The following is a 14,432-nucleotide window of genomic DNA, read 5'->3' on the forward strand; positions in this document are numbered from 1 at the left end:
TTACTAAATTGGTAAATAACACATTGGACTGTTTTTCTGATGTTGGAGAGGCAAAGTGAAATATGAATTACAAACCCAAGATGGGCAGGCTCGTCGAGGTCGTTTGATTTTTGAGCGTGGTACAGTAGAAACGCCTGCTTTTATGCCGGTTGGTACTTATGGCACAGTTAAGGGTATGACGCCGGAAGAAGTTAAACAGACCGGAGCACAAATTCTGTTAGGCAATACTTTTCATTTATGGTTGCGTCCCGGGCAAGAGATAATGAAATTACATGGTGATTTGCATGATTTTATGCAATGGCAAGGACCAATTTTGACTGACTCAGGTGGATTTCAAGTTTTTAGCCTTGGTGCGATGCGTAAAATTAAAGAAGAGGGTGTCCATTTTCGTCATCCAATTAATGGTGAAAAAATTTTCCTTAGTCCGGAAAAATCGATGGAAATTCAGTATGATCTGGGTTCGGATATTGTCATGATTTTTGATGAATGTACGCCTTATCCAGCAGATTGGGATTATGCTAAAAAGTCGATGGAGATGTCGCTTCGTTGGGCACAACGTAGTCGTCAACGGTTTGATGAGTTAGGCAATAAAAATGCGCTTTTTGGCATTATTCAGGGCAGTGTTTACCCGGATTTACGAGACATATCAGTAAAAGGCCTGGTTGAGATTGGTTTTGATGGCTATGCTGTTGGCGGTTTAGCTGTGGGAGAACCGAAAGCAGATATGCATCGCATTTTAGAGCATGTTTGCCCACAAATTCCGCATAATAAACCACGCTATTTAATGGGCGTCGGTAAACCGGAGGATCTAATTGAAGGGGTTCGTCGCGGCATTGATATGTTTGATTGTGTGATGCCAACCCGTAATGCACGAAATGGTCATCTATTTGTCACTGAAGGGGTAATTAAAATCCGTAATGCTAAATATAAATCGGATACTTCGCCACTAGATGCCCATTGTGACTGCTATACTTGCTCTAACTATAGCCGTGCTTATTTACATCATCTTGACCGCTGTAATGAAATTCTTGGGGCCAGGCTTAATACCTTACACAATTTGCGTTATTATCAACGGCTAATGGCTGAAATTCGACAAGCGATTGAGAAAGGTGAATTTGAGGCTTTTGCGGTAGCGTTTTATCGACGAATCAATAAATCGATTTCATCAAACTAGAGTATAATTTCAGTCGTGCTAATTGAATCAAATCAGTGTAGGATTTATTGGCTTAGATTAATTTTTTGAGTTAGACATATAGTTTTAATCACAATGAGGAAATTTTGATGAGTTTGTTTATTTCTGAAGCAGTCGCTTCAGCGGGTGGTCAGGCGCAAGGAAACCCATATTCTTTGATCATCATGCTGGTTGTTTTCGGATTAATTTTTTATTTTATGATTTTACGCCCACAGCAGAAGCGAGCTAAAGAGCACAAAAAATTAATGGATTCTATTTCTAAAGGTGATGAGGTACTAACAACTGGTGGATTAATTGGCCGTGTCACCAAAGTATCTGAAACAGGTTATATTGTTGTCGCATTAAATGACAGCAATGAAGTAACCATTAAACGTGATTTCGTTGCTGCTGTACTACCAAAAGGTACAATGAAGTCTATCTAATTTCTGATTTTCCCGAAGGGAATTGCCGTGCTAAATCGTTATCCTTTGTGGAAGTATTTGATGTTGATCGCTGCGTTACTCATCGGTCTGCTGTATGCGCTTCCCAATCTTTATGGAGAAGATCCGGCTGTTCAGATCACTGGCGTGCGGGGAACCGCTGCCAATGAACAGACTGTTGATCAGGTTCGCAATATTTTAAAGAAAGAGAAAATCGAAAGTAAATCAATTGCACTGGAAAACGGTGTAATTCTTGCTCGTTTTGATAATCCAGATGTCCAGTTACATGCACGCGAAACCCTAGTTGCTGGTTTAGGAGAGCAGTATATTGTGGCGTTAAATCTGGCACCTGCCACCACTCATTGGTTAAGGGCATTGGGCGGTGAACCCATGAAATTAGGGTTAGATTTGCGTGGTGGTGTTCACTTCTTAATGGAGGTGGATATGGAAACGGCGTTGGGTAAATTACAAGAACAGAATATGGATGGCCTGCGTAGTGATTTACGAGAAAAAGGGATCCCATATTCAACGATACGTAAAATAGATAATTACGGCGTTGAAATTCGTTTCCGTGATGATAGTGATCGCTCACAAGCAGAATCTTATCTGACACCACGTTATCGTGATTTAGTTTTTACTATGGGTAACAACAATATATTAACGGCAGTAATGACAGATGAGCGGATCCGTGAAGCGCGTAATTATGCAGTATCACAAAATATTAATATTATCCGTAACCGCGTTAACCAATTAGGCGTTGCTGAACCATTGGTGCAACGTCAGGGAGCTGATCGTATTGTCGTTGAATTACCGGGTATTCAAGATACGGCGCGAGCAAAAGAGATCCTCGGTGCAACTGCAACACTGGAGTTTCGCTTAGTTAATGTCGGCATAGACAGTTCGGCTATTCAACGTGGCCATATTCCTGGTGATTCCGAGATAAAATATACGCGTGATGGCGAGCCGGTGGTTCTTTATAAACGCGTGATTTTGACAGGGGATCACATTACTGATTCGACATCTGATATGGATGAAATGGGTAGTCCACAGGTCAGTATTGGTCTAGATAGTGTCGGTGGCTCTATTATGTCTGATTTTACGCGTGATAATCAGGATAAATTGATGGCAACTTTATTTGTCGAATATAAAGATAGCGGGCGAAAGGATGCCAATGGTCGTGCTATTTTGGTAAAAGATGAAAAAGTCATTAATGTCGCCAGAATCTCCGCTCGTTTTGGTAGCAAATTTCGTATTACCGGTATTAGCAATCCAACAGAAGCTCGTCAATTATCTTTATTATTACGCGCTGGCGCATTGATTGCACCCATTCAAATTGTTGAAGAACGCACAATTGGGCCAACATTAGGATTGCAAAATATTGAGCAAGGTATGAAAGCCTCATTAGCTGGTTTACTCGCTTCTGTGCTGTTTATGGTCATTTATTATCGCAAGTTTGGCCTGATTGCCAGTTCGGCGTTGTTAGCAAACTTGATCCTCATTATGGGAATTATGTCCTTATTGCCGGGAGCTACTCTGACCATGCCGGGAATTGCTGGTATTGTTTTAACGCTTGCTGTTGCAGTGGATGCGAATGTATTGATTAATGAACGTATTAAAGAAGAGCTAAAAAATGGTCGTTCGGTACAGCAAGCGATACATGAAGGTTATAAAGGGGCATTTTCCAGTATATTAGACGCGAATTTGACAACTGTGATCACGGCAACCATTTTGTATGCGGTAGGCACCGGCTCTATTAAGGGCTTTGCTATTACTACGGCAATTGGTATTGCCACCTCCATGTTTACTGCCATTGTAGGAACACGTGCTATCGTGAACTTATTGTATGGTGGTAAACGTATTAAAAAGCTGTCTATTTAAGGAGCGTGGTTATGGCGCAAGATTACACAGTAGAACAGTTAAATCATGGCCGCAAAGTTATCGATTTTATGCGTTGGGATTATTTAGCGTTTGCTATCTCAATTGCTTTGTTTATTCTTTCCGTTACGGTCATATCATTGAAAGGTTTTAACTGGGGATTAGATTTTACCGGTGGGACTGTAATTGAAATTAACCTCAGTCAACCTGCAGATCTTGATAAAATTAGAGCCAGTTTAGCGAATAATGGTTATCAGGAACCTCTGATCCAAAATTTTGGTAGCAGCCGAGATATTATGATCCGGTTGCCTCCCACTGAAGGCGTGGCAGGTCAAGAAATCGGTAAGTCTATTATTTCAGTGATTAACAAAAATGTCGATGATCAAGCAACGGTTAAGCGCATCGAGTTTGTTGGGCCGAGTGTCGGTAGTGAATTAGCTCAAACCGGAGCAATGGCACTTTTAGCAGCTTTGATCTGTATTTTGATTTACGTTGGTTTTCGTTTTGAATGGCGTCTGGCTGCTGGTGCGGTAATATCATTAGCTCATGATGTAGTTATTACATTAGGCATTGTGTCGCTTTTTCAAATTGAAGTTGATATGACTATCGTTGCTTCATTAATGTCGGTTATCGGTTATTCCTTAAATGACAGCATTGTTGTTTCTGATCGTATTCGTGAAAATTTCCGCAAGATCCGCCGCGGTACTTCATACGAAATAGTCAATGTTTCCTTAACACAAACATTGAGTCGAACACTTATTACATCAGGAACTTCTTTATTAGTGGTACTGATGCTCTATCTTTTTGGTGGTTCAATACTGAAAGGATTTTCTCTAGTTATGTTAATTGGGGTGACGATTGGCACCGTTTCTTCAATTTATGTTGCTTCTGCTCTGGCATTAAAGATGGGAATGAAACGAGAGCATTTGATCCCTCCTAAAGTCGAAAAAGAGGGAGCAGATCAAAATTCTCTGGTGCCTTAAAGGTAAATTTTGTTAACTTGCACCCTGTTAGATTGCGCTAGCAGGGTGTTTTTCATTGATAGCTGGGTTAAACTGAAAAACCGGACCCTAAAATCAGGAAATTTTATGCATTGCCCATTTTGCACCGCTGTAGATACCAAAGTGATTGATTCACGTCTGGTTGGCGATGGTTCGCAGGTTCGTCGTCGTCGACAATGTCTTGAATGTCATGAGCGTTTTACGACTTTTGAAGTGGCTGAATTAGTTATGCCACGGGTAGTAAAAAGTGATGATGTGCGTGAGTCATTTGATGAACACAAACTTAGACGAGGTATGCAAAAAGCACTAGAAAAACGCCCGGTAAGTTCTGATGATGTTGAAACAGCTATTAACAATATAAAATCGCAACTTCGCGCAACTGGAGAGCGAGAAATTCCGGCGAAAATGATCGGAAAAATTGTCATGGATGAGTTAAAAAAATTGGATAAAGTTGCTTATATACGCTTTGCTTCGGTTTATCGTAGTTTTGAAGATATTCGTGAATTTGGCGAAGAAATAGCTAAGTTACAGGATTAAGAGTAAAAAATGCCCCCGTTTGATCAGCAGTTTATGAGCCGTGCGTTGTCATTGGCCAGCCAAGGACGATTTACTACTTCACCCAACCCGAATGTAGGTTGCGTCATTGTGCGCGATGGTGAAGTTGTGGGAGAAGGTTTTCATTGTAAAGCAGGCGATGAGCATGCGGAAATTTATGCTTTACAAATGGCGGGTGATAAAGCTAATGGAGCAACCGCATATGTCACATTAGAACCCTGTAGCCATTATGGTAAAACGCCGCCTTGTGCAGATGCGTTAATTAGTGCAGGTATTCGGCGTGTTGTTGTGGCGATGCAAGATCCAAATCCTCAAGTTGCAGGACGTGGTTTACTTAAACTCCAGCAGGCTGGTATCGAAGTAATTCATGGTTTACTAATGGATGAAGCTGAGCAGTTAAATCGAGGCTTTTTAAAAAGGATGCGAACCGGTTTCCCCTATGTTCAACTTAAGTTAGCCGCATCCCTTGATGGTCGGACAGCGCTTGCATCAGGTGAAAGCAAATGGATCACTTCGCCAGCAGCTCGTCAGGATGTGCAAAATTTCAGAGCTCAGGCGAGTGCAATTTTAACCACCAGTGCCACTGTCTTAGCAGATAATCCTGCTTTAAATGTTCGTTGGACAGATTTTGCGCCTGAACTGCAAAATATATATCCTAAAAGTCAGTTGCGCCAACCAATTAGAATTGTTTTGGATCGCAATAATCAAGTAAAACCAGAACATTTTGTAACAAAATCAGCGGGTGAATGTTGGCTTATTCGCCCGAATCCTATCGCGCAAAATTGGTGTGGTAATGTTGAACAAATAACCATCCCAACCTACCAAAATGGTATTGATTTAGTTTTGCTGATGATGCAGTTGGCTAAACGTAATATTAATTCAATTTGGGTTGAAAGCGGGCCAACCCTTGCTGGCGCTTTGTTGACACTAGGCTTAGTTGATGAATTGATTGTTTATATAGCCCCTAAAATTTTAGGGACAAGCGCCAGAGGATTAATTAATATTCCAGAATTACAAAAATTGAAAGATGCACCTGGATTCGAATTTATTAATATTGAACTTATTGGCACTGATTTACGTTTAACACTGCGTCCATTGTGATGTCATATTCTTATTAGCTGGTTAGCTTAACAGAGCCTAGTTCTATTGTTGAAATAATATTAATTGATTCAATCTAGCGTTTCTAATAACTGTTCTAAAGTTAGCTAAATTCAGCAGCGCAGTATATAAAAGAATATGGTAAAATTGTTGTTTCTGTACAGAATAATTAGTATTTAAGGAAGGCTATGAAGGAAATAAAAGCTACGGTAACAGCACCAAAAGCGCGTATAGCAATAGCTATTGCACGTTTTAATCATTTTATAAACAATAGCTTGCTCGAAGGCGCTATGGATACCCTGGCGCGTGTAGGTCAAGTTAAAACAGAAAATATTACGGTAGTTTGGGTGCCTGGTGCTTATGAACTACCATTGACGATTAAAACATTAGTAGAAACAAAAAAATATGATGCAGTGGTTGCTCTTGCTAGCGTTATACGTGGTGCAACCCCACATTTTGACTATGTTGCCGGTGAATGTAGTGCTGGACTTTCTAATGTTGCGATGACTAGTAATATTCCGGTTGCCTTTGGCGTATTAACCACCGAGGATATTGAGCAGGCCATTGAGCGTGCAGGTACAAAAGCAGGGAATAAAGGTGCTGATGCTGCGTTAGCTGCGCTGGAAATGGTTAATGTAATTCAGGCCATTAAAGGCTAAATATTTTTTTAAGGGGAATTTTGTGAAACCTGCTGCTCGTCATCGCGCGCGTGAGTGTGCTGTTCAGGCGATTTATTCGTGGCAATTATCGGGTAATAGTATTGCTGATGTTACAGAGGAATTTTTATCTGAACAGGATATGTCAGATGTTGATGTAACTTACTTCCGTGAGCTACTTAATGGTGTTTCAACGCATGTGTCGGAACTGGATAAAAAGATGGCTCCTTATCTTTCTCGTCAATTGGGGGAACTGGGTCAGGTAGAGAAAGCGGTTTTACGTTTAGCGATGTTTGAACTCTGTTACCGTAATGATGTACCTTATAAAGTTGCTATTAATGAAGCGATAGAATTAGCAAAAGTTTTTGGTGCCGAGGAGAGTCACAAATTTATCAATGGTGCCCTCGATAAAGTTGTTGCTATTGTACGTAAGAAGTAATGGTGTTCAGGCTTTTCGAATAATTTGATGTTCATTTTGATTATAAGGTAGTGTGATAGCCTTATAGCAATCGGAACATAGTATATTGGAATATTATTATGGTTTGTGGCGAATTTGATATCATCGCACGTTATTTTAATCGTCAACAGCAAAATCGGCATGACGTTAATATCGGCATTGGTGATGATTGTGCATTGATAACAATACCGGAAAAACAGCAATTAGCAATTACTACTGATACACTAGTTGCTGGTATCCATTTCCTTGATAGTATTTCACCAGAAGATTTAGCCTACAAATCTTTAGCGGTTAATTTGAGTGATTTAGCCGCTATGGGTGCCGATCCTGCCTGGGTTTCTCTGGCGTTAACATTGCCACAAATCAATGAAGATTGGTTGGCAAGATTTAGTTCTAGCCTATTTGAACAGCTTAATTATTATGAAATGCAGCTTATTGGTGGCGATACAACCCGTGGGCCAATGAGTCTAACCTATACTGCCCATGGTTTGATTCCTATAGGTAAATCACTAACACGGTCAGGTGCCTGTAATGGTGATTGGATTTATGTCACCGGAACATTGGGAGATAGTGCAGCAGGTCTGGCGATTTTACAATCTCAGTTGGTTGTTGATGATGTAAAAGATCGTCATTTTTTGCTCCAGCGTCATTTAAGGCCACAGCCACGTATTTTGCAAGGCCAGGCTTTACGCCATCTTGCTTCTTCAGCGATAGATATTTCTGATGGCTTGATTTCTGATCTCGGTCATATTCTAAAAATTAGTGGCCGTGGCGCTAAAATTAAATTGGATTTTTTACCATTATCCGACGCATTGCGCAGACAAGTTACCTCAGAGCAGGCATTAAGCTGGGCGTTAAGTGGTGGAGAAGATTATGAACTGTGCTTTACCGTGCCAGAGATAAACCGTGGTGCATTAGAGTCAGCACTCGCCCATACTGGGGCAAACTTTCATTGTATTGGTCAGATCACACCAGAATCAGAAGGTATTCGCTATTTTCATGGCAATAAGGAAGTTTCACCTGATTTAGCCGGGTTTGATCATTTTATTGAGGAAGCTTGTTATGACTGATGCCAAATCACGCTTAAAACTGTCAAATCCTTGGCATCTATTGGCAACCGGATTCGGTAGTGGTTTATCACCTATCATCCCTGGAACCATGGGATCCTTAGCGGCTATTCCGTTCTGGCTACTTATGTATTGGCTGTTACCGGTTTGGTTATGTTGGTTAATTATTTTATTTGGTTTTGCTGTTGGCATTGTTATTTGTCAACGAACATCTGATGATATGCAAGTTCACGACCACGGTAGTATTGTTTGGGATGAATTTATTGGCATGTGGATGACCCTTATGGCGATACCGTTGGTTAATTGGCAGTGGGTATTGATCGCATTTGTGCTTTTCCGCTTTTTTGACATGTTAAAACCTTGGCCTATTGGTTGGTTTGATCGGCAAGTAGGCGGAGGATTAGGTATCATGTTAGATGATATCATTGCGGCCATTTTTGCTATTGTGATCATAGCTGCTCTTGTTCACTGGTTTCCTACATTTTTATATCAGTGAGTTACTGAAAATCAAAAGCGATCGCTAAACCGCTGCTTTTAATTTTTTCAACCTATCCATTAATTTATTTGGCGTAATAGTTGTTAATTGATTTAACAATTCCAGCTGAATTAAGCCCAAGCTCAGCCAGAATTTCTGCTTGACTTCCTTGTGGAATATAGTGATCTGGTAAGCCGAGATTGATAATAGGCATAATGTGATGCGCTTTTAATAAAAATTCATTAACGCCGCTACCTGCTCCCCCCATAATTGCATTTTCTTCTAATGTGACCAATAGCTTATGAGTTTGAGCTATCTCCAGTAGCAATGTTTCGTCTAACGGTTTTACAAACCGCATATCAACCACCGTGGCATTCAGTAATTCTGCTGCTTTTATAGCTTCAGCAAGCAATGTTCCAAAGTTGAGGATGGCAATTTTTTTTCCTTGGCGGCAAATTAGCCCTTTACCAATTGGAATTTTTGCTAGTGGTTGTAGAGTGGCACCAGAACCCGTTCCTCTTGGATAACGAACTGCCACAGGGCCATCCTGGTAGTGATAACCCGTATGTAACATTTGACGGCATTCGTTTTCATCACTAGGTGACATAATGATCATATCAGGTAGGCAACGTAAGAATGATAAATCGAAAGCACCTTGATGGGTTTGTCCATCGGCTCCCACAACTCCAGCTCGATCGATAGCAAACAGAATAGGCAACTTTTGAATGGCCACATCATGGATCACTTGATCATACGCACGTTGTAAAAAAGTTGAATAAATGGCAACGACAGGCTTGTAGCCTCCAATGGCAAGGCCAGCAGCAAAAGTCACAGCGTGTTGTTCTGCAATTGCTACATCAAAATATTGTTTAGGATAGGTTTTAGAAAACTCAACCATGCCCGATCCTTCTCGCATGGCTGGCGTAATTGCCATCAGTTTAGGATCATCGGTTGCTTCTTGGCATAACCAATCGCCAAAAACCTGTGAAAAAGTTAATTGCTTATTACTGTTTTTGGGTAGGCTAAACGTTGCTGGATCAAATTTAGGCACGGCATGCCAGCTGATAGGATCTTTTTCGGCCGGTTCATAACCCTTGCCTTTTTTAGTCATGATATGTAAAAACTGCGGGCCTTTTAACTCACGCATATTTTTTAATGTTTGTACTAATGTAAGTACATCATGGCCATCAATTGGACCAATGTAGTTAAACCCCAATTCTTCAAACATAGTACTTGGGATCATCATTCCTTTAAGATGCTCTTCGGTTTTCTTTAATAATTCCTTAATGGATGGGATATTAGAAAATACCTTTTTTCCACCCTCACGTAAGCAAGTATATAAATTGCCAGATAACAGTTGTGCCAAATGATTATTTAATGCACCAACGTTTTCTGAAATTGACATTTCATTGTCATTGAGGATCACTAGTATATCTTTGTGAATATCACCTGCATGATTCATTGCTTCAAAAGCCATACCTGCTGTAATGGCACCATCACCAATAACACAAACCGTTTTGCGATCTTTATTTTCATATTCTGCCGCTACCGCCAGGCCGAGTCCCGCACTGATGGAAGTAGAGGAATGACCAACGCTAAGAATGTCATATTCACTTTCTGCTCGCCAGGGGAAAGGGTGTAAGCCATTTTTTTGTCGTATTGTACCAATACGGTCGCGGCGACCAGTTAATATCTTATGTGGATATGCCTGGTGGCCGACATCCCAGATAAGATTATCAAAGGGGGTTTTATATACATAGTGTAAAGCGACAGTGAGTTCAATGGCTCCTAGTCCAGAAGCGAAATGCCCACTGGAACGACTAACACTATTTAATAAAAATTGTCGCAACTCTTCACATAATTTGATAAGACTTTCTTTTGGTAAAAGTCTTAATTCTTCCGGTGTGTCTATTAATGCTAAAGTTGGATAGGAAGCGATATCAATACTCATGTCTGCCCATTAAATAATTGTTTTTTTGTTTATACTAATGACGCTGTAGTAGGCCGCCAAAAGATTATTTGGAATTTTATTACCGGTAAAATGTTCTGTTTTTGTATCAAGGAAATTAGTTTTTTCGTTTGATAATAAAATGTGTTAAGTTTTTTAGTGTTTCCGTATTAAGTCCATACTGTTGTTCTAATATATAGAGTGTATCCAGTGCTTGTTCATATAGATTGTTCGCTTTTTTTTGTGCTTGTTCAAGACCGATTAATGATGGATAGGTACTTTTTTTATGTTTTTCATCAGAACCCTGATTTTTACCTAAAATGACGGTATCACCAGTAACATCAAGAATATCATCATGGACTTGAAATAACAGTCCAATCGCATTGGCATAATTATCTAATAATGGTAGTAAGTTGTAGCCTTGGTTGCCAGCTGCAAGTGCACTAATTCTGATGGCGGCACGAATTAAAACACCTGTTTTATGATGATGGATTGATTCCAGTGTTGCGAGATCAATCTGTTGACCTTCTGATTCCATATCAAGCGCTTGGCCACCACACATGCCTGCTGCACCAGTAGCAGTAGCCAGCTCAGCTATCATGGCAAGGCGATTAGTATCACTAACATCAGGCATAGCAGAACGAGACAAGATGTCAAAGGCAAGTGTTTGCAGGGCATCACCCGCTAAAATTGCATGGGCTTCACCGAAAGAAATATGGCAGGTAGGCTGGCCACGGCGTAGATTATCATTATCCATTGCTGGTAAATCATCGTGGATCAATGAAAAAGCATGAATACATTCAACAGCTGCAGCAAGTACATCCAGGTTTTCCACAGCAACATTTAACATATCACCTATCGCGTAAACTAAAAAAGGTCTTAGTCGTTTTCCACCCAGCAATGTGCCATATTCCATTGCCGTAACAAGTTGACTCTGATTAAACCGAAAGCGCTGGAATTGGTTTAGTAGTGTTTTATTGACGCGATCATGTACCCACTGACGTTGATCGGCAAAAGAAAGTGTCACTATTTCAGGCATGATTTATTTATCTTCCGGCGTAAAGTTATCTAATGGTGCATTGTCATCGTCTTGTAACAAAATTTGAACCCGCTGTTCTGCCTGTTGCAACGCTTTCTGGCCTTGCCTGGCTAATTGGATCCCCTGTTCAAATTCACTTAATGCTTTTTCTAGCGGAAGTTCGCCTGACTCTAAGCGCGAGACAATCTGCTCTAACGCGGTAAGTGAAGTTTCAAAAGATAGCGGATCTTGTCTATCAGATATTTTCTTTTTAGCCATAATCGTTTTACTTGCCTTGATATCAGATGAATATGCGCATAAGGCGATTTATTTTACTATATTTATGCATGCAATTTATTCTTTTTGTGATTTTTAGCGCTAAAGCACAATATAGTGATATACTTCCCGCCTTAAAATTAAACGCCCTGCTAATAAATATGCATAATATGCGTTTATTCGCAAAAATAAAAACCGACTTTTATACAAAATTATGAAGTTTATTATTAAACTATTTCCTGAAATTACCATCAAAAGCCAGTCTGTGCGGTTGCGCTTTATTAAGATCTTGGCTAGCAATATTCTTAATATATTAAAGGTATTAGATGCGGAAATTACCGTTACTCGCCATTGGGATAACATCGTAGTTCGCGCTAAAAAAAACACATATTATGATGAAATTTGTGATGCCTTAACAAGAATTCCTGGCATCCATCATATTCTGTTAGTTGAAGAATATCAATTCCGTGATCTCCACCATATTTTTGAGTTGGCTTATGCCACTTATGCTGAATCGCTAACCAATAATACCTTTTGTGTGCGCGTTAAGCGTCGCGGTAAGCACGATTTTAGTTCAATTGAAGTAGAACGTTACGTTGGTGGCGGATTAAATCAACATATTTCGTCGGCTAAGGTGAAACTCAATCAGCCTGATATCACCGTGAATCTTGAAATTGAAAACGATAAAGTCATGCTGGTTAAATCCCGAATTCAAGGAATTGGTGGTTTTCCTATCGGTACACAAGAAGATGTTTTATCGCTGATATCTGGTGGCTTTGATTCTGGGGTGTCTAGCTACATGCTAATGCGACGTGGCTGCCGAGTTCATTACTGCTTTTTTAATCTAGGTGGCGCCAGCCACGAGATTGGTGTCAAACAGGTTGCTTACCATCTTTGGCATCGTTTTGGTCGTTCACATAAAGTGCGTTTTGTGGCGATAGATTTTGCGCCAATTGTAAGCGAAATTCTTACAAAGATTGATGACGGCCAGATGGGAGTAGTCCTAAAAAGGATGATGATGCGTACCGCATCGATAATAGCAGAACGTTATGGGGTTCAAGCGTTAGTAACCGGTGAAGCGTTAGGACAAGTTTCTAGTCAGACATTAACCAATCTACGTTTAATTGATAATGTTACAGATACCTTGATTTTACGGCCATTAATTTCACATGATAAAGAACATATTATTAACCTAGCTCGTGAGATAGGGACGGCAGAATTTGCGCATACTATGCCCGAATATTGTGGTGTGATCTCGAAAAAGCCAACGGTGAAAGCAGTAAAAGCGAAAATTGAAGCGCAGGAAGCAAATTTTGATTTTACGCTGCTTGATCATGTTATTAGTACAGCACAAAATATTGATATTCGTCAGATAATGAATGACAGTCAAGAGGAAACGCCAGCAGTAGAAGTAGTTAGTACATTTTCTGTTGATGATATTATTTTGGATATTCGTTCCCCGGATGAACAGGAAGCTCGCCCACTCAAGCTGGCAGGTGTTAACATCAAGCTACTGCCATTTTATAAGCTCAATAGCCAATTTGGTGAGTTACCACCGCAAAAACCTTATTTACTCTATTGCGAGCGTGGAGTTATGAGTCGCTTACAAGCACTTTATTTACATGAACAGGGTTTTAAAAATGTAAAAGTGTATCGACCTTAATGCTAACGGCTTAACTTTTTGCGTCCTAGGCATAGGCTGGCTAGTTGCAAGTTAACATGGCCAACTTGTCACTATATCGCCGTTAATTAGCATAATTGTAAATACCAGGTGGCAGGACAAGTTGTGCAGCAACTTCCGCTGCCTGTTTTTTGCCAACCAGTAGTTCGATAAGTTTAAGTGAAAAATCAATAGCTGTGGCAGGCCCTTGACTAGTAAGTAGTTTTACCCGTTCATCATAGTAGACACGAGAATCAACGCGTTTATGGCTGGCAATTTTACTTTGTAAAGCAGGATAACCTGTCATATTGCCAATGGGAAATAAATTATGGTGTTCTAATACGATGGCAGGTACGGCACAAATAGCGGCAATGATTTTACCCTGATGATGGGACTGGCGAATTTTTTCAATGATCAGCGGATTATCACGAAACGCTTCTGCTCCTTTTAATCCACCAGGTAATACGATGGCATCAAAATCTTGTTCAATAATCTTGACTAACTGAGTGTCGGCAACAATTTTTACTCCCCTTGAGCAAGTTAATACCAATTCGCCATTATCTGCGCTACTAGCGGTTGTTACTGAGATCTCGGCTCTAGTTAATAGATCAATTGCTGTTACAGCTTCGATTTCTTCGCTACCGTGCGTCAGGCAAACGAGAACGGTTGGTGACATTTCAGTTTCTCTCTGTCTAATTAATGGATAAATAATCGTACTTATCATGTTGTCAGCCA

General features: G+C 40.3%; 15 protein-coding genes. 11 read left to right on the forward strand and 4 right to left on the reverse strand.

The window, feature by feature from the left end; translation table 11 throughout:
- The first annotated feature begins 55 nt into the window (after positions 1-55).
- The 10 genes from tgt (at position 56) to pgpA (ending at position 8,816) form a co-directional block, all read left to right on the forward strand.
- Positions 56-1,174: a tRNA guanosine(34) transglycosylase Tgt gene (gene tgt, locus H1X92_RS07915; RefSeq protein ID WP_180559638.1), complete on the forward strand. Its 1,119-nt coding sequence runs from the start codon at positions 56-58 to the stop codon at positions 1,172-1,174.
- Positions 1,175-1,281: 107 nt separating this feature from the next.
- Positions 1,282-1,614, forward strand: a complete 333-nt coding sequence (gene yajC, locus H1X92_RS07920) for a preprotein translocase subunit YajC (protein ID WP_180559639.1) — start codon at positions 1,282-1,284, stop codon at positions 1,612-1,614.
- 27 nt (positions 1,615-1,641) lie between these two features.
- On the forward strand, positions 1,642-3,489 hold the full coding sequence (secD, locus tag H1X92_RS07925; RefSeq protein WP_180559640.1) for a protein translocase subunit SecD: 1,848 nt from the start codon (positions 1,642-1,644) through the stop codon (positions 3,487-3,489).
- Between the two features lie 11 nt (positions 3,490-3,500).
- Positions 3,501-4,469 (forward strand): protein translocase subunit SecF, encoded by a 969-nt coding sequence (secF, locus tag H1X92_RS07930; protein WP_180559641.1) that lies wholly within the window; start codon positions 3,501-3,503, stop codon positions 4,467-4,469.
- Between the two features lie 105 nt (positions 4,470-4,574).
- Positions 4,575-5,024 carry a transcriptional regulator NrdR gene (nrdR, locus tag H1X92_RS07935; protein WP_026821453.1) on the forward strand — a complete coding sequence of 150 codons (450 nt, stop codon included), beginning with the start codon at positions 4,575-4,577 and terminating at the stop codon, positions 5,022-5,024.
- A 9-nt stretch (positions 5,025-5,033) separates the two neighbouring features.
- Positions 5,034-6,143, forward strand: a complete 1,110-nt coding sequence (ribD, locus tag H1X92_RS07940) for a bifunctional diaminohydroxyphosphoribosylaminopyrimidine deaminase/5-amino-6-(5-phosphoribosylamino)uracil reductase RibD (RefSeq protein ID WP_180559642.1) — start codon at positions 5,034-5,036, stop codon at positions 6,141-6,143.
- Positions 6,144-6,328: 185 nt separating this feature from the next.
- Positions 6,329-6,799, forward strand: a complete 471-nt coding sequence (gene ribH / locus H1X92_RS07945) for a 6,7-dimethyl-8-ribityllumazine synthase (RefSeq protein ID WP_180559643.1) — start codon at positions 6,329-6,331, stop codon at positions 6,797-6,799.
- 22 nt (positions 6,800-6,821) lie between these two features.
- Positions 6,822-7,235: a transcription antitermination factor NusB gene (gene nusB, locus H1X92_RS07950; RefSeq protein WP_180559644.1), complete on the forward strand. Its 414-nt coding sequence runs from the start codon at positions 6,822-6,824 to the stop codon at positions 7,233-7,235.
- Between the two features lie 98 nt (positions 7,236-7,333).
- Complete coding sequence (gene thiL, locus H1X92_RS07955; protein ID WP_180559645.1) at positions 7,334-8,323, forward strand: thiamine-phosphate kinase; 990 nt, start codon at positions 7,334-7,336, stop codon at positions 8,321-8,323.
- Positions 8,316-8,816, forward strand: a complete 501-nt coding sequence (gene pgpA, locus H1X92_RS07960) for a phosphatidylglycerophosphatase A (protein WP_180559646.1) — start codon at positions 8,316-8,318, stop codon at positions 8,814-8,816. Before thiL ends, pgpA begins: the two co-directional genes overlap by 8 nt.
- A gap of 64 nt (positions 8,817-8,880) precedes the next feature.
- On the opposite strand, the gene dxs is transcribed toward pgpA, so the two are convergent.
- The 3 genes from dxs to xseB all read right to left on the reverse strand — a co-directional run bounded on the left by dxs (position 8,881) and on the right by xseB (position 12,040).
- Positions 8,881-10,746, reverse strand: coding sequence for a 1-deoxy-D-xylulose-5-phosphate synthase (dxs, locus tag H1X92_RS07965; RefSeq protein WP_180559647.1), 1,866 nt, complete (start codon positions 10,744-10,746; stop codon positions 8,881-8,883).
- Positions 10,747-10,861: 115 nt separating this feature from the next.
- Entirely contained in the window at positions 10,862-11,782 is a 921-nt protein-coding gene (gene ispA / locus H1X92_RS07970) for a (2E,6E)-farnesyl diphosphate synthase (RefSeq protein WP_180559648.1), read from the reverse strand.
- A 3-nt stretch (positions 11,783-11,785) separates the two neighbouring features.
- A complete protein-coding gene (gene xseB / locus H1X92_RS07975) occupies positions 11,786-12,040 on the reverse strand; it encodes an exodeoxyribonuclease VII small subunit (RefSeq protein WP_180559649.1) in 255 nt (84 codons plus the stop codon).
- 211 nt (positions 12,041-12,251) lie between these two features.
- Between xseB and thiI the strand changes: the two genes are divergently transcribed.
- On the forward strand, positions 12,252-13,700 hold the full coding sequence (gene thiI / locus H1X92_RS07980; RefSeq protein WP_180559650.1) for a tRNA uracil 4-sulfurtransferase ThiI: 1,449 nt from the start codon (positions 12,252-12,254) through the stop codon (positions 13,698-13,700).
- A gap of 82 nt (positions 13,701-13,782) precedes the next feature.
- On the opposite strand, the gene yajL is transcribed toward thiI, so the two are convergent.
- Positions 13,783-14,373: a protein deglycase YajL gene (gene yajL, locus H1X92_RS07985; protein ID WP_180559715.1), complete on the reverse strand. Its 591-nt coding sequence runs from the start codon at positions 14,371-14,373 to the stop codon at positions 13,783-13,785.
- Between the last annotated feature and the right edge of the window lie 59 nt (positions 14,374-14,432).

Source organism: Arsenophonus endosymbiont of Apis mellifera, from assembly GCF_903968575.1.
Taxonomy (GTDB): Bacteria; Pseudomonadota; Gammaproteobacteria; order Enterobacterales; family Enterobacteriaceae; genus Arsenophonus; species Arsenophonus apicola.

What these genes read in the sequence shown, in the direction of transcription:
- thiI (WP_180559650.1), top strand. Translation starts at nt 12,252, where the DNA reads ATGAAGTTTATTATTAAACTATTTCCTGAAATTACCATCAAAAGCCAG.
- pgpA (WP_180559646.1), top strand. Translation starts at nt 8,316, where the DNA reads ATGACTGATGCCAAATCACGCTTAAAACTGTCAAATCCTTGGCATCTA.
- yajC (WP_180559639.1), top strand. Translation starts at nt 1,282, where the DNA reads ATGAGTTTGTTTATTTCTGAAGCAGTCGCTTCAGCGGGTGGTCAGGCG.
- dxs (WP_180559647.1), bottom strand. Translation starts at nt 10,746, where the DNA reads ATGAGTATTGATATCGCTTCCTATCCAACTTTAGCATTAATAGACACA.
- ispA (WP_180559648.1), bottom strand. Translation starts at nt 11,782, where the DNA reads ATGCCTGAAATAGTGACACTTTCTTTTGCCGATCAACGTCAGTGGGTA.
- ribH (WP_180559643.1), top strand. Translation starts at nt 6,329, where the DNA reads ATGAAGGAAATAAAAGCTACGGTAACAGCACCAAAAGCGCGTATAGCA.
- xseB (WP_180559649.1), bottom strand. Translation starts at nt 12,040, where the DNA reads ATGGCTAAAAAGAAAATATCTGATAGACAAGATCCGCTATCTTTTGAA.
- yajL (WP_180559715.1), bottom strand. Translation starts at nt 14,373, where the DNA reads ATGTCACCAACCGTTCTCGTTTGCCTGACGCACGGTAGCGAAGAAATC.
- ribD (WP_180559642.1), top strand. Translation starts at nt 5,034, where the DNA reads ATGCCCCCGTTTGATCAGCAGTTTATGAGCCGTGCGTTGTCATTGGCC.
- nrdR (WP_026821453.1), top strand. Translation starts at nt 4,575, where the DNA reads ATGCATTGCCCATTTTGCACCGCTGTAGATACCAAAGTGATTGATTCA.
- thiL (WP_180559645.1), top strand. Translation starts at nt 7,334, where the DNA reads ATGGTTTGTGGCGAATTTGATATCATCGCACGTTATTTTAATCGTCAA.
- secF (WP_180559641.1), top strand. Translation starts at nt 3,501, where the DNA reads ATGGCGCAAGATTACACAGTAGAACAGTTAAATCATGGCCGCAAAGTT.